The organism is Microbacterium oryzae, from assembly GCF_030406385.1.
GTDB lineage: Bacteria > Actinomycetota > Actinomycetes > Actinomycetales > Microbacteriaceae > Microbacterium > Microbacterium oryzae_A.
Map to the genome: position 1 here is coordinate 193,869 of NZ_JAUEPM010000004.1, position 13,039 is coordinate 206,907.

14 protein-coding genes are annotated in these 13,039 nt (G+C 71.2%); 3 read left to right on the top strand and 11 right to left on the bottom strand.

Annotation, left to right across the window (positions count from 1 at the left end):
* Nucleotides 1-77: 77 nt before the first annotated feature.
* Genes QWJ90_RS08475 through phnD form a run of 6 tightly spaced genes read right to left on the bottom strand, consistent with a single transcriptional unit; the run spans nt 78 to nt 4,793 of the window.
* Nucleotides 78-797, bottom strand: a complete 720-nt coding sequence (locus QWJ90_RS08475) for a tyrosine-protein phosphatase (RefSeq protein WP_290107273.1) — start codon at nt 795-797, stop codon at nt 78-80.
* A complete protein-coding gene (locus tag QWJ90_RS08480; RefSeq protein WP_290107274.1) occupies nt 794-1,456 on the bottom strand; it encodes a TetR/AcrR family transcriptional regulator in 663 nt (220 codons plus the stop codon). Before QWJ90_RS08480 ends, QWJ90_RS08475 begins: the two co-directional genes overlap by 4 nt.
* On the bottom strand, nt 1,453-2,214 hold the full coding sequence (locus QWJ90_RS08485) for a tyrosine-protein phosphatase (protein ID WP_290107275.1): 762 nt from the start codon (nt 2,212-2,214) through the stop codon (nt 1,453-1,455). The genes QWJ90_RS08480 and QWJ90_RS08485 overlap by 4 nt, the downstream gene beginning before the upstream one ends.
* Entirely contained in the window at nt 2,211-3,068 is an 858-nt protein-coding gene (phnE, locus tag QWJ90_RS08490) for a phosphonate ABC transporter, permease protein PhnE (protein WP_290107276.1), read from the bottom strand. Before phnE ends, QWJ90_RS08485 begins: the two co-directional genes overlap by 4 nt.
* Complete coding sequence (gene phnC, locus QWJ90_RS08495) at nt 3,049-3,873, bottom strand: phosphonate ABC transporter ATP-binding protein (RefSeq protein WP_290107277.1); 825 nt, start codon at nt 3,871-3,873, stop codon at nt 3,049-3,051. The genes phnE and phnC overlap by 20 nt, the downstream gene beginning before the upstream one ends.
* Nucleotides 3,873-4,793 carry a phosphate/phosphite/phosphonate ABC transporter substrate-binding protein gene (phnD, locus tag QWJ90_RS08500; protein WP_290107279.1) on the bottom strand — a complete coding sequence of 307 codons (921 nt, stop codon included), beginning with the start codon at nt 4,791-4,793 and terminating at the stop codon, nt 3,873-3,875. The genes phnC and phnD overlap by 1 nt, the downstream gene beginning before the upstream one ends.
* 176 nt (nt 4,794-4,969) lie before the next feature.
* On the opposite strand from phnD, the gene QWJ90_RS08505 reads away from it, so the two are divergent.
* Complete coding sequence (locus tag QWJ90_RS08505; RefSeq protein WP_290107280.1) at nt 4,970-6,079, top strand: hypothetical protein; 1,110 nt, start codon at nt 4,970-4,972, stop codon at nt 6,077-6,079.
* Nucleotides 6,080-6,130: 51 nt separating this feature from the next.
* Here QWJ90_RS08505 and QWJ90_RS08510 read toward each other — a convergent pair whose 3' ends face one another.
* Together QWJ90_RS08510 and QWJ90_RS08515 are read right to left on the bottom strand one after the other, a co-directional pair.
* A complete protein-coding gene (locus tag QWJ90_RS08510) occupies nt 6,131-6,952 on the bottom strand; it encodes a cytochrome c oxidase assembly protein (RefSeq protein ID WP_290107281.1) in 822 nt (273 codons plus the stop codon).
* The gene (locus QWJ90_RS08515; RefSeq protein WP_290107282.1) at nt 6,949-7,416 is read right to left on the bottom strand and encodes a DUF2243 domain-containing protein; all 468 of its coding nucleotides are present in this window, start codon (nt 7,414-7,416) and stop codon (nt 6,949-6,951) included. The genes QWJ90_RS08510 and QWJ90_RS08515 overlap by 4 nt, the downstream gene beginning before the upstream one ends.
* 154 nt (nt 7,417-7,570) lie before the next feature.
* On the opposite strand from QWJ90_RS08515, the gene QWJ90_RS08520 reads away from it, so the two are divergent.
* Complete coding sequence (locus QWJ90_RS08520) at nt 7,571-8,719, top strand: zinc-dependent alcohol dehydrogenase (RefSeq protein ID WP_290107283.1); 1,149 nt, start codon at nt 7,571-7,573, stop codon at nt 8,717-8,719.
* 11 nt (nt 8,720-8,730) lie between these two features.
* Complete coding sequence (locus QWJ90_RS08525; RefSeq protein ID WP_290107284.1) at nt 8,731-9,267, top strand: hypothetical protein; 537 nt, start codon at nt 8,731-8,733, stop codon at nt 9,265-9,267.
* A gap of 54 nt (nt 9,268-9,321) precedes the next feature.
* Here the strand turns inward: QWJ90_RS08525 and QWJ90_RS08530 are convergent, their stop codons facing one another.
* The 3 genes from QWJ90_RS08530 to QWJ90_RS08540 all read right to left on the bottom strand — a co-directional run bounded on the left by QWJ90_RS08530 (nt 9,322) and on the right by QWJ90_RS08540 (nt 12,989).
* On the bottom strand, nt 9,322-9,714 hold the full coding sequence (locus QWJ90_RS08530; RefSeq protein ID WP_290107285.1) for a DUF779 domain-containing protein: 393 nt from the start codon (nt 9,712-9,714) through the stop codon (nt 9,322-9,324).
* Nucleotides 9,715-9,866: 152 nt separating this feature from the next.
* Nucleotides 9,867-11,414 (bottom strand): acetaldehyde dehydrogenase ExaC, encoded by a 1,548-nt coding sequence (gene exaC, locus QWJ90_RS08535; protein ID WP_290107286.1) that lies wholly within the window; start codon nt 11,412-11,414, stop codon nt 9,867-9,869.
* 255 nt (nt 11,415-11,669) lie between these two features.
* The gene (locus tag QWJ90_RS08540; RefSeq protein ID WP_290107287.1) at nt 11,670-12,989 is read right to left on the bottom strand and encodes a GAF domain-containing protein; all 1,320 of its coding nucleotides are present in this window, start codon (nt 12,987-12,989) and stop codon (nt 11,670-11,672) included.
* Nucleotides 12,990-13,039: the final 50 nt, after the last annotated feature.

Below are 13,039 nucleotides of genomic sequence, written 5' to 3' on the forward strand. Positions count from 1 at the left end.
TCGCCAGTGCGGGCGACACGCTCCGTGGCCGACAACCGGTTCCCCCGCACTGGCGAACCGGAAGAAGCCTGCAGACGTCAGGCGCGCAGCCGCCGCCGCAGCGCCGCGATCGCGTCGGGGCTGCCCCCGGCGCCGAGGAACCACGCCTCCGTGCCGCCCGCGCCGTCCAGCCGGTCGAGGAGACCCTCCATCGCGCTCGCGGGCGCCGCGAAGATCTCCCTCGGGATGTCGAGCGCGAGCCTCGCCCCGACGGTCCACGCCGCCACGGTGCGGCGAGCGCGCGCGAGCACGCGAGGCATGTTCGCCGCAGTGCGCACGTAGTCGGCGACGATGTCCTCCCGCGCGACTTCGGCGAGCGCGAGGGCGACCGCGATCGTGACGCCCGTGCGATCCTTGCCGGCCGTGCAGTGGACGAGCGCCGCGCCATCCGCCCCGGCGATCTCCTCGATCGCCCGCACGAGGAGCGCCGCCGCCTCGCCTTCGAGCATCGAGGCGTACATGCTGCCGAGCCCCGCGTGCAGCAGGCCGGTCCCGTCGCTCGCGTCGGCGTCCAGGGAGGCCCGCCCGCCGAGGAGCGGCAGATCGACGACGCGGCTGCGCCCGAGGAACGGATGCCGCTCGCTCTTCTCCGCCTCGTCGCGCAGATCCACGACGACCGCGGGCGGCCACGGCACGATGTCGGGCGCGGCGTCTCCCGAGTGCGGAGCGTCGCTGCGCAGCAGCGCTCCCGATCGCAGCTGCGGGATGGCCGTCGCCACGTCGCGCAGGTTGGCCAGCCCGGAGGGGATCGCGTTCATCGGTCCTCCTTCTCGGTGCCGGCGGCGATGCGGGACGGGTCCACCGCCATCCCCCGCCACGCGACGATCAGCGCCTCGCGGCAGCGGACGGCCACCGCCGGGTCGTCCATGCCGACGCCGCGCACCACGGACTGATAGTAGAAGACGCCGTTCATGAGGTCGATGCAGGCGTCGATGTCGATGTCGGCGCGCAGGTCGCCGCGCCGGATGCCCTCCTCGAGCAGCGCGGCCACGGCACCGCGGCGTCGTGCGACGTGCGAGCGCCAATACGCCTGCGCGAGCCTGCGATCCGTCATCGCCAGCCGGATGCGGAGGCGGAACCGCTCCTCGGTGTAGCCCGTCCCGGCGGCGCCGCTCGTGTAGCCGGCGACGAGCGCTTCCAGCAGGTCGCCCTCGAGCGGGATGCTCGGCACCTCTCGACCCACGTCCAGGGCGGCGGCCAGCAGGTCGGTCATGCTCGGCCAGCGCCGGTAGAGCGCTGCACGGCTCACTCCGCTGAGCTCGACGACCCGGCTGACGGTGACCTCCTCGCCGCGCTCGAGGAGTTCCGCCGCTGCCTCGAGGATCCGCTCGTCGTGCCCCTCCGCCCGCGGACGGCCGGGCCTGCGACGGTCAGGGTCGCGCTGCCGCGCGGCCCCGGGGACGGTGGCGTCGATCACGCGAGCGCGCGCCGCCGCAGCCGCGCGATGAGGGCCTCGTCGAGTCCGGCCGCGCGCAGCGGCAGGAGGGGGTCGCCGTGGCGCTCGGTGAGGGCGGCGAGCAGACCTCGCATCGGCGCGGGTGAGAACTCGGCGCGGGCCGCGGCGCGGGCGGCCTCGTCCAGGTCGACGCCGAGCCTGAGCATGAGCGGCGTCATGATCGGGGCGATGCGGCGCATGATCGCGGCGGAGTTGGCGCCCGTGCGGACGTAGTCCGCGACGATGTCATCGTGCTCGGCGCCGAGGGCGAGCAGGATCGACGCGGCCAGCACGCCGGTGCGGTCCTGCCCGGCCGCGCAGTGGAACGCGACCGTGTCGGGGGCGTGCGCGATGATGGCGAGCGCCGTCACGATCTGCGGGGACGCACCCTCGACCATCCGCGCGTACATCTCCGCGAACTCGGCCTGCGCGAGCGGGATGTCGGCGCTCGCTCGCCCGATGCTGGCCATGAGGGGCACGTGGTGGTAGTTCACGGCGGCGTGGGCGGCGAGCGCGCCGCGACCGGTGAGGGCCACCTCGTCCGACGAGCGCAGGTCGATGACGGCGCTGAGGCCTGCCGCGACGAGCTCGTCCGCGACCGCGCCGGTGACGATCGAGAGGTCGTCCGCCCGGATGGCGAAGCCCTCTCGCACCGCTCCCCCGGCGACGGGTATGCCGCCGAGATCGCGCAGGTTCACGGGCGCCGAGAGCGGGATGGCCGGGGCGTCGACGAGGGTCATGTGATCTTCCTTCGGATGATGGCGCTCGCCTGGTCGATGACCGTGACGAGCACGATGATGCAGATGACGATCGCGGAGAGGTGCCCGTAGTCGTACATCTTCATGGCGGTGGTGAGCTCGAGGCCAATGCCGCCCGCGCCGACCATCCCGAGGATGGTGGCGCCGCGCACGTTGCCCTCGAAGAGGAGGAGCGTGTAGGAGACCAGGAGGGGTGCGGCCTGCGGCAGCACGCCGTACTGGATGACCTGGCGCTGCGAGGCGCCGACGGCCTGCATGGCGGTGACGGGGCCGCGGTCCACGGCCTCCATCGCCTCGGCGAAGATCTTGCCGATCGATCCGATGGAGCCGATCGTCATCGCGAGGATGCCGGCGAAGGGCCCGAGGCCGACCGCCGAGACGAACATCAGGGCGAAGACGAGGTCGGGGAGCGACCGGATGACGTTCATGATCCAGCGCGTCGGGTAGTACAGCCACCTCGGCGCGAGGTTCGACGCGGCGCCGAACGCGACCACGAGCGACAGCACGGCGCCCAGCACGGTTCCCACGATCGCCATCTGCAGCGTCTCGATGAGGAGGCGCACGATGACATCGAACTTGTCCCATGTCGGCGGGAAGAGGCGGGCGAGGAAGTCGCCCATGTTGACGGCGCCCTCGCCCAGCTTCGCGATGTCGAACTCCGCACCGACGGACGACCACACCAGCAGGATGGCCACGAGCGGCGCTCCCAGGAGGAATCGCGCGCGCGGGACACGGAAGGCGCGCTCCATCCGCGCGCGCTCGCGCGGGTCGAGCTGCGGATCGCGGATGGTTCCGCCTCGCGGGGCGGCCGTGCGTTCAGGCGATGCCGTCGACATCGTCGTCCTCCTCGCGGTGCGCGTAGATGGGCTCGAGCGCGGCGGCGTCGAGGTGAGAGGTCGGCGCCGAGACGAGCACCTCGCCGTGCCGCAGACCGACGACCCGGTCGGAGTGGGCGAGCGCGAGCGGCATGACGTGGAGGCTCACGAGCACGGGGATGCCGTCCTCCCGGGCGATCCGCTGCAGCAGCTCGAGCACCTGGTGCGACATCCGCGGGTCGAGGGATGCCACGGGCTCGTCCGCGAGGATGAGCTTCGGGTCCTGCATGAGCGCGCGGGCGATCGCCACGCGCTGCTGCTGGCCGCCGGAGAGCGACCGGGCCTCGTCGTTCGCCTTGTGCGCGATGCCCACGCGGTCGAGCAGCTCCAGCGCGCGGCGACGGTCGGCGCTCGAGAAGCCGCCGACGAGGTTGATCGTGCCCGCCCCGTGCAGCGCTCCGGTCAGCACGTTGGTCAGCACGCTGAGGCGCCCGACGAGGTTGAACTGCTGGAACACCTGACCGACGGAGGCGCGCACCGCGCGCAGCTGCCCGCGACGCAGGTTCGTCATGTCGAACCCGCCCACCCGAACGGTGCCCGCGGTGATCGGGGCGAAGCCGGTGAGGCTCTTCATCAGGGTCGATTTGCCGGAGCCGGACGATCCGAGGAGGGCGACCATCTCGCCGGGAAGGAGGTCCAGGTCGACGCCGTCGAGGACGAGGGGGCCGTCGCCGTAGGCGACACGGAGCTCGCGCACGGAGACGAGCGGCAGCCGCTGGCGCAGCTCGCCCGTCGAGGGAGCGACGCCGACGGTGGAGACCCCCATCAGCCGAGGTCCGAGATGTCGACGTCGGCGACCGCGGCGATGTCGACGAACGGCTGGAAGATGTCGTCCGAGGGTTCGAGGATCGGCTCGGTGCCCTGCATCGCCTCGAACATCGCGCCGAGCTCGTCGGCGTTCTCCTCGACGAAGACCTCCGGCAGCGCCTCGAGCAGCAGCTCGCGCTTGTCCTCGGCGAGATCCTGGTCGGCGAGGACGGTGACCGCGACCGGCATCGACGCGCTCTCGCCGATCGAGCGGGTCTCCCCCTCCTCGAAGGGGAACATGGGGTCGCCGGCCCCCGCCATCTTCGGGAAGATCGTCGACGTGCAGGCCACGTCGACCTGTCCCTCCTGCAGGGCGATGAAGCTCATGTCGTGCCCGCCGGAGAAGGTGGCGGTGTAGTCGACATCCTTCTCCAGACCTGCGTCGTGCAGCATCGACACCGGCATGAAGTAGCCGGAGCTCGAGGCGGGGTCGGCGAAGGCGACGACCGTCTCGGGGGTGATGTCCTCGAGGGACTGCAGGGGCGAGTCGTCGAGCACGAGGCAGGTCGACACCGGGTCGTCGTTGCCGGGCCACGCCACGAGCGAGTCGACCTCGCCGGTGTTGACGGCGAGCGCCGAGGGGAAGCCGCTCATGAAGCCGATGTCGACGTGGTGGTTGCGGAGGGCCTCGACGACCGCGGTGTAGTCGGGCACGTCGACGATCTCGACCTCGCGCCCGGTCTCCTGCTGCACGAGCTCGGAGAAGGCCTCGATCGGATTGGCGGCGCTGGGGTCATCGCCGAGCGGGGTGGTCGCGAAGGTGATGGGGGCATCGGAGTCAGCCGCCGCAGCGGCTTCCGAGGAGGAGCTCGAGCAGCCGGAGAGGGCGACGGCTCCGAGTGCGAGCAGTCCGAGGGCGGGGAGGGCGCGGACGCGCATGGGGTGTCCTTTCGGGAGGAGATATCGCGACTGGCGATATCGGAAAGGCAACCGCGCTCAGGTGACCGGGAATTGCGAGACCGACGGACTCGGAAGGGAACCTCGGGTGAACGTCCGGTGACGCCGGCCCTGGCCGCGGCCTCGGGCGCTCCCGCGCCTCCAGTAGCGTGAGGCGCATGTCCGACACGACTCAGGGGGTGCCGTTCGACGCGCGCGCTCTCACCGAGCCCGTCGATCCAGCCGACGCCAAGGCGTTCGCCGCGGAGCTGTCCCGCCGTCATCCCCGCACGAGCACGGCCGCCGTCCTGGGCGTCGTGGCCGTGGTCGCCGTGGCCCTCGTGCTGGTCGTCGTCGGGGGTGGAGTCCTCTTCGCGGTCGGCGCGCTGATCGCCGACGGCTCCGCGAATGCGGGCGGCCTCATCCCCCTCATCGGCGCCGCCATCATCGGCGGCGGCCTGGTCTGGGCCGTCGCCGCGTACCTCCGCGCGCAGCGCGTGCGCCGCTACCGCCTCGACCGTTTCGCGCGCGCGAACGGCATGTCGTACCTCCCCGCGCAGAGCACGCCCGCTCGCCCCGGCATGATCTTCGGCCTCGGACACTCCCGCCGCGCCGAGGACATCCTCCGGGGCGAGGCGCCGCGCTTCGCGGAGTTCGCGAACTACGAGTACACGACGGGCTCCGGCAAGCACAAGACAACCCATCGCTGGGGATACGTCGCCATCCGCCTGGATGCGCCCCTGCCGCACATCGTGCTCGACGCGACCGGCAACAACAGCGTCTTCGGATCGAACCTGCCCGTCGGCTTCCGGCGCGATCAGCGCCTGTCGCTCGAGGGCGACTTCGACGAGCACTTCGCCCTGTACTGCCCCGAGGGGTACGAGCAGGACGCGCTCTACCTCTTCACGCCCGACATCATGGCGCGCTTCCTCGACCACGCCGGGCAGCTCGACGTGGAGATCGTCGACGACTGGATGTTCCTCTACACGCGGCGGAAGGTCACCACGCTCGACCCGGCGACGTGGGCGTGGCTCTTCTCCGTCGTGGGCGCGCTGATCGGCAAGCTCGACCAGTGGGGGCGCTGGCGCGACGACCGCCTGACAGGCGCCCTCCGGCCGGTCGCCGCGGGAGTGGCGCCCGCGCTGTCGGCCGCCCCCGCGCTGACGCCGCCGCGCGGGGTCGCCGCACCGGGCCGCCGTCTGCGGCGGCGCTTCCCGTGGCTCGTGCTCGTCGCCGTCATCGCGGGCGTCGCCTTCTTCGTGCTCGACGTACTCGGAAGCGGCGGCTGAGGCGTCAGGCGACGGCGTCAGTCGAGGCGGCCGCGTGAGTCGTGGCGGCGGTCAGGCGACCGCGGCCTCGCGCTCCAGCCGCCGTCCTGACGCGCGGTACCACTGGGCGCAGAAGACGACGACGATCGCGAGCTCGACCACCCCGCCGACGTAGTACATCGTCTGCGCGCCGAGCTGGCCATCCGCCAGCCCCGCCGAAGCCGGCGGGTTCGCGAAGAGGTGCTTCGCGAGCACGGCATGCGCGGCCATCGTCAGCACGAGAACCACTGCGCGCAGAACGCGGCTGGTCGGATGCGGGTCGGGGTCGACGCCGACGATGGATGCTGTGAAGAGGTAGCCGACGATCACGCTGTGCACGTGGACGAAGACGTGCACGAGCGCGCTCCCGTGCGCGGCGTCGTAGATCCAGGTGGCGTAGACGAGCCAGAGGCTCACGGCCGAGACGACGCCCATCGTCACGGGGTGGACGAGCAGGCGGATGGGGAGGCTTCCGAGCAGCCGCGAGAGGCGCCGGGCGGGCGTGGTGTCGAGCGTCCGCAGGGCGAGGGTGACCGGGGCCGCCAGCACGAGGAGGAGCGGGGCGAGCATGCCCCCCACGACGTGGCCCAGCGCGTGGGCGACGAAGCTCTCGTGGGATGCGGCCGCGAACGGCCCGAGAATCGGGGCGGCGGCCGCGACCAGGCCGGCGCACCAGAGCGCCACCCGGTACCAAGGCCAGGGGCGGCCGTTCCGGCGCGAGGACAGCGCGCCGCCGATGTAGACCACGACGAGGAGGGTCGCCGGGATGAGGATGATCGTGTCGAGACCCGCGGCCGCGCCGTGCTCGTGCACCTCTGCCACCGCCCTTGCGGCGGTCCGAGCCAGGGCGGTCATGCGCGGCGCCGCGCGCGGACGTCGCGCGTCTTCACGATGAGCACGATGCCCGCGGCGAGGAGCACGATGGCCGGCGCGTTCCAGGCGATGTCGTAGGGGAGCACGTTCTCGACGTAGCGGACCTGGTGGAGCCGGAGGACCTTGTGCTGGACGATGCCGTCGTAGAGCTGGAATGCGCCCGCACCGAGGAGCACCCCGCCCCACCAGCGGTGCCACCGGAGCGCGTGCCGTCTCCGCAGGTCGGCGAGGAGGAACAGTCCCGCCACCGTGCCGAACCAGCTCAGGGCGTGGAAGAGGCCATCCGACACGAGGCCCGCGGCGGGAGTGCCGCGGTCGTAGAAGTGGTGCCAGTGCAGCAGCTGGTGGAACACGGCCTCGTCGATGAACGCGACGAGGCCGATGCCGAACAGCACCCCCGACCAGGCGTTCTGCGCGCTGCGCGTGTCACGAGTGGCATCGACCATGGGTCCACCCTGCCGCGATCCGCTCCCGAGGTGAAGAGCGTGGACATCCCACCCCGCCCCTGCTAGCTCGCCTCTGACACAGCCCCCGGCCATCCGCAACCCCCTCCCGGCTTCCGGCGACGCTTCGCAGACTCGCAGGAGACGAGGAGGACATATGAAGGCGTTGACGTATCGAGGCCCGTACAAGATCCGCGTCGAGGAGAAGCCCGATCCGCGCATCGAGCATCCGAACGACGCGATCGTGCGCGTGACGCGCGCCGCGATCTGCGGTTCGGACCTGCACCTGCTGCACGGCATGCTCCCCGACACCCGCATCGGGCACACGTTCGGGCACGAGTTCATCGGCATCGTGGAGGAGGTCGGCCCGTCGGTGCAGCGGCTCTCCGTGGGCGACAAGGTCATGGTGCCGTTCAACATCTTCTGCGGCTCGTGCGTGTTCTGCCAGCAGGGGCTGTTCTCGAACTGCCACAACGTGAACGCGAACGCGACGGCGGTCGGCGGCATCTACGGCTACTCGCACACCGCTGGCGGGTACGACGGCGGTCAGGCCGAGCGCGTGCGCGTGCCGTTCGCGGATGTCGGACCCATGATCATCCCCGAGTGGCTGCACGACGAGGACGCGCTGATGATCACCGACGCGTTCTCGACCGGGTACTTCGGCGCCCGGCTCGGGCACATCAAGGAGGGCGACACGGTCGCCGTCTTCGGCGCAGGGCCCGTGGGGCTCGCTGCCGCCCGCTCGGCCTGGCTGATGGGCGCCGGTCGCGTCATGGTGCTCGACCACCTCGACTACCGGCTCGAGAAGGCGCGCTCGTTCGCATACGCCGAGACGCATGCGCTGTCGGAGATCGGCGACCCCGTGCTGCATATGAAGCGCGAGACCGACCACCTCGGCGCCGACGTCGTCATCGACGCGGTGGGCGCCGAGGCTGATGGCACGGTCATGCAGCACGTCACATCCGCCAAGCTCAAGCTGCAGGGCGGCTCGCCGGTCGCGCTCAACTGGGCGATCGACTCGGTCCGGAAGGGCGGCAACGTCTCGGTCGTCGGCGCGTACGGACCCATCCACAGCGCGGTGCGCTTCGGCGACGCGATGAACAAGGGGCTGACCATCCGCGCCAACCAGACGCCGATCCGCATGATGTGGCCGGCCATCCTGGATCACATCCGCGCTGGCCGGATCTCGCCGCGCGAGATGATCACGCACCGGATCCCCCTCGATGACATCGTCGAGGGCTATCACATGGTCTCGGCGAAGCTCGACGACTGCGTGAAGACGGTCATCGAAGTCTCGGACAGCTGAGGAGGATGCACATGTCCGCAAACGTCGACGCACTCCGCCCCCGCATCCCCGGTTGGGGCATCGAGCGGGAAGAGGGATGGCTCGAGGCGCATACGCCCGACCCGAGCGAGTTCGCTGCTCCCTGGGCACTGGAAGACCGCATGGATGGCCGCGGCCGGGAGCGCTCCATCGAGTACCCGGATGTGACCCCGGTCTACGGCTCGGCGCAGCCGCTGCACGGTGTGTCCGGCGCCATCCGCCGATACGCCTACGGGCGCTACAGCGAGAACACGCTGCGACACTGGCTGCTGCTGGTGGCGGGCGACCGTGTGGATTCGATCGGCGCGCACGCGCGGTCGCTGTTCACGCTGCGGCCCGATAATCCGATCACGCAGACGGGCGTGCTGGGCGAGTTCAGCCGCCGTCCGATCGGCTCGCGCGTCGGGCGCGGGCGGATCGACTACAAGCACACGTGGCTCGACCCGATCCTCATCGCCGGGCCGTGGGTGCTGACCGCCATCGTGTCCGTGAAGCTGCTCGGGAAGGTGTTCGGCGCCAAGAAGCACTGATCACTCGTAGGGAGCGCGCGCCGCACCCTCGGGCTGACGCGCGGCCCCCCATCGCTACGACGCGCGCGTCAGCCCGAAGTGCTGGAGCTCCTCCTCGGTGAGCATTCGCGAGCGGATGAGGAACCGCTTGCCGGTCGGCCCCTCGACGCTGAATCCGGCGCCCCGGCCGGGCACGACGTCGATGGTGAGGTGCGTGTACTTCCAGTACTCGAACTGCGACTGCGACATGTAGACCTCGATCGGGTCGTCGAGCCCCGCGTCGACGGCCCCGAGCAGCACGTCGCCCGACCCCGTCAGGAACATCCCGACGGGATAGCACATCGGCGAGGACCCGTCGCAGCAGCCGCCCGACTGGTGGAACATCAGCCGCCCGTGCTGTGCGGTGAGCGTCCGCAGAAGCCCCGCGGCCTCATCCGTGACCGCCACCCTGCTGAGCCCGTCAACCATCCGCTCACCCTTCCGTGAGAATTCACCACCACCGCGAGAATGCCGTCAGCGCCGGGATTGTCGCGGCGCAACTGTATTGTCGCGGGATGGGCACGCCCGGCACGCCCGGGCGGGGGCCTGGGGAGCCCCCGCCCGAGGGGATCCGATCCGGATCAGAAGAAGCCCGTGGGCCCTTCCGCATACGAGACGAGGAGGTTCTTCGTCTGCTGGTAGTGCGCGAGCATCTGCAGGTGGTTCTCGCGGCCGATGCCCGACTGCTTGTACCCGCCGAACGCCGCGTGAGCGGGGTACTGGTGATAGGTGTTCGTCCACACGCGACCGGCCTCGATCGCGCGACCGGCGCGGTAGCAGACGTCGGCGCTGCGGCTCCAGACGCCCGCGCCGAGGCCGTAGAGGGTGTCGTTCGCCGTGGTGATGGCGTCGTCGTACGTGTCGAAGCTCGTGACCGAGAGGACGGGGCCGAAGATCTCCTCCTGGAAGATCCGCATGCTGTTCTGCCCCTCGAACACGGTCGGCGCGACGTAGTATCCGTCGGTCAGGTCGCCGCCGAGGTCGACTCGTTCGCCACCGGCGAGCACCTTGGCGCCCTCCTCCTTGCCGATCTGGATGTACGACAGGATCTTCTCGAGCTGGTCGTTCGACGCCTGCGCGCCGATCATCGTCTCGGGGTCGAGCGGGTTGCCCTGCTTGACCCTCGAGACCCGGTCGAGGCCATCCGCGAGGAACGAGTCGTAGATCGACCGCTGGATGAGCGCCCGCGACGGACACGTGCACACCTCGCCCTGATTGAGGGCGAACATCGCGAAGCCCTCCTTCGCCTTCTCGTAGTACGAGTCCTGGGCGGCCGCGACGTCCTCGAAGAAGATGTTCGGGCTCTTGCCTCCGAGCTCGAGCGTCACCGGGATGAGGTTCTGCGACGCGTACTGCATGATGAGGCGCCCGGTCGTGGTCTCGCCCGTGAACGCGATCTTGCGGATGCGCTTGTGCGAAGCGAGCGGCGCGCCCGCCTCGATCCCGAAGCCGTTCACGATGTTCACCACGCCAGCCGGCAGCAGGTCGCCGATGAGGTCGAACAGCAGCAGGATGGACGCCGGCGTCTGCTCGGCCGGCTTCAGCACGACGCAGTTGCCCGCGGCGAGCGCGGGAGCGAGCTTCCACGTGGCCATGAGGATGGGGAAGTTCCACGGGATGATCTGGCCCACCACGCCGAGCGGCTCGTTGAAGTGGTACGCGACGGTGTTCTCGTCGATCTGGCTGATGCCGCCCTCCTGCGCGCGCAGGACGCCGGCGAAGTACCGGAAGTGGTCGACGGCCAGGGGGATGTCCGCGGCGAGCGTCTCGCGCACGGGCTTGCCGTTCTCCCAGGTCTCCGCGACGGCGATCATCTCGAGGTTCTGCTCGATGCGGTCGGCGATCCTGTTGAGGATCACGCCGCGCTCGGCGGGGCTGGTGTGGCGCCAGGAGGCGAACGCCTTCCACGCCGTCTCCACGGCGCGGTCGATGTCCTCGGCGGTGCCGCGGCCGACCTCGCAGAACGGCTTCCCGGTGACAGGGGTGATGTCCTCGAAGTACTCGCCCTTGATCGGCTCGACGAACTCGCCGCCGATGTAGTGGCCGTACCGCGAGCGGTACTGCGCGACCGAGCCCTTGTCGCCGGGTGCGGCGTAGATGCTCGAGACGCCCTCTTCCACGATGGTCATTGCTGTCTCCTTCGACTGCGTGACGTTGCGGGGTCTTCCCGCGCGGGTGTGTCGCCACGCTACGTCGGCGCAGGTTGCATCCGGTTGCACGGGGCGGGCGCCCTCTCCCGCCAGACGATGTCGTCTCACCGCCGGGACACGGTATTGCGCGGTTTTCCGTGTCGCCAGGACGAGACGACATCGTCTGGTCGCCCGGAGAACCTCGTGGTCGCCGGAGAACGCCGCCCCCGCCCGAGGAACGCCACCCCGCCCGTGTCAGCGCTCGAGCAGCTCCAGCCGCGCGACGATCCCCGCGCGCCGCGGCGAGCGCGCGGGGAGCATCCGCAGCACCTGCCGCAGCGCCTCGTCATCGTCCGCGCCCGCGTCCGTGTCCACGTACGACAGCAGCACGTCGACGCCAGCCTCCGCCAGCAGCGCCTCCCGCAGAGACGTGCGGATGGTCTCGCGCAGCTCTTCGACGCCGGGTGCGGTCGAGGCGGGCAGCACGTCCCCGCGATATGCGGCGAGCGCGACGCGGTGGGCGCCGCGTCCGAGGAGCGAGAGCACCTGCTGCGCATCCGTCTCGACCTCCCCGGCCATCCGATACGGACGGGACTCGGGCACCAGCGCGGGTGCCGTCCGCTCGAGGAGCTTCCGCAGCCGCACCATCTCGGGCCGCAGCGTGCCGGTCGCCGCCGGGTCGCCATACACGAGCTCCGCCAGTCGCTCGGCGGTGATGCCCTGGCGGTGCGTCGCGAGCATGAGCACGATCTCGGCGTGACGCGCCCCGAGCTCGACGACGCGCTCCATCCCCTCGCCCGACAACGTGAGCAGCGCGCGGTCCCGCCCGAGCACGGTGAGCGTCGCGCGCGAGCCCACCCGCGCCGGTCGGGACGCCGGGAACCGCCCCTCTGCCGGATGCCGATCCGCCCGCAGCCGCGCGACCATCAGCTCTCCCTCGACCGCGCGCGCCGTCGCGTCGACGAGCAGCTGCGCCTGCGGGCTCGCGGCCTCGTCGCGTCCCGTGACATCGATGACGCCGATGAGCCGTCCGGTCTCCGGATCCCGCACCGGCGCCGCCGTGCACGACCACGCCTGCACGAAGCGGTTGAAGTGCTCGGCCCCGCGCACCTGCACCGAGCGCCCCAGCGCGAGCGCGGTGCCGGGAGCCGCCGTGCCGACGCGATCCTCCGCCCAGTTCGCCCCTGCGACGAAGCCCATGTCGCCGGTGAGGTTCCGCACACGGCGGTCGCCCTCGACCCAGAGCAGGCGCCCGGCGGCATCGCCGACCGCGACGGCGACGCCCGCCGCCTCCGCGTGCCCCGGCAGCAGCAGTCCGCGGATGAGCTCGAGCGCTCCGGCGAGCGGATGGCCGCGCCGGTACGTCTCGAGGTCCTCCCCCTGCAGCTCGAGCACCGGCAGCGTCTCGGCTCCGACAGCACTGACGACCGAACGGCCCCACGAGTCGCGGACGATCGAGCGCACCTGCGCGAGCCGCGGATCGGACGCGTTGCCCGCCAGCAGCTCGTCGTGCGCGCGCTCGACGATCAGGCGCGGGGCGCGTGCGGCCTCGCTCGTGAGCCACGGCGACGACATGTCGCTCCTTCCTCGGTGAGGGAGCGGATGCGACCAGTGTAGAGCGCCGC

Excerpts from the sequence above, each read along its gene's own strand:
- QWJ90_RS08475 (WP_290107273.1), bottom strand. The coding sequence starts at position 797 with ATGAACGCGATCCCCTCCGGGCTGGCCAACCTGCGCGACGTGGCGACG.
- QWJ90_RS08505 (WP_290107280.1), top strand. The coding sequence starts at position 4,970 with ATGTCCGACACGACTCAGGGGGTGCCGTTCGACGCGCGCGCTCTCACC.
- phnE (WP_290107276.1), bottom strand. The coding sequence starts at position 3,068 with ATGTCGACGGCATCGCCTGAACGCACGGCCGCCCCGCGAGGCGGAACC.
- QWJ90_RS08520 (WP_290107283.1), top strand. The coding sequence starts at position 7,571 with ATGAAGGCGTTGACGTATCGAGGCCCGTACAAGATCCGCGTCGAGGAG.
- phnC (WP_290107277.1), bottom strand. The coding sequence starts at position 3,873 with ATGGGGGTCTCCACCGTCGGCGTCGCTCCCTCGACGGGCGAGCTGCGC.
- QWJ90_RS08485 (WP_290107275.1), bottom strand. The coding sequence starts at position 2,214 with ATGACCCTCGTCGACGCCCCGGCCATCCCGCTCTCGGCGCCCGTGAAC.
- exaC (WP_290107286.1), bottom strand. The coding sequence starts at position 11,414 with ATGACCATCGTGGAAGAGGGCGTCTCGAGCATCTACGCCGCACCCGGC.
- QWJ90_RS08525 (WP_290107284.1), top strand. The coding sequence starts at position 8,731 with ATGTCCGCAAACGTCGACGCACTCCGCCCCCGCATCCCCGGTTGGGGC.
- QWJ90_RS08515 (WP_290107282.1), bottom strand. The coding sequence starts at position 7,416 with ATGGTCGATGCCACTCGTGACACGCGCAGCGCGCAGAACGCCTGGTCG.
- phnD (WP_290107279.1), bottom strand. The coding sequence starts at position 4,793 with ATGCGCGTCCGCGCCCTCCCCGCCCTCGGACTGCTCGCACTCGGAGCC.
- QWJ90_RS08540 (WP_290107287.1), bottom strand. The coding sequence starts at position 12,989 with ATGTCGTCGCCGTGGCTCACGAGCGAGGCCGCACGCGCCCCGCGCCTG.
- QWJ90_RS08510 (WP_290107281.1), bottom strand. The coding sequence starts at position 6,952 with ATGACCGCCCTGGCTCGGACCGCCGCAAGGGCGGTGGCAGAGGTGCAC.
- QWJ90_RS08530 (WP_290107285.1), bottom strand. The coding sequence starts at position 9,714 with ATGGTTGACGGGCTCAGCAGGGTGGCGGTCACGGATGAGGCCGCGGGG.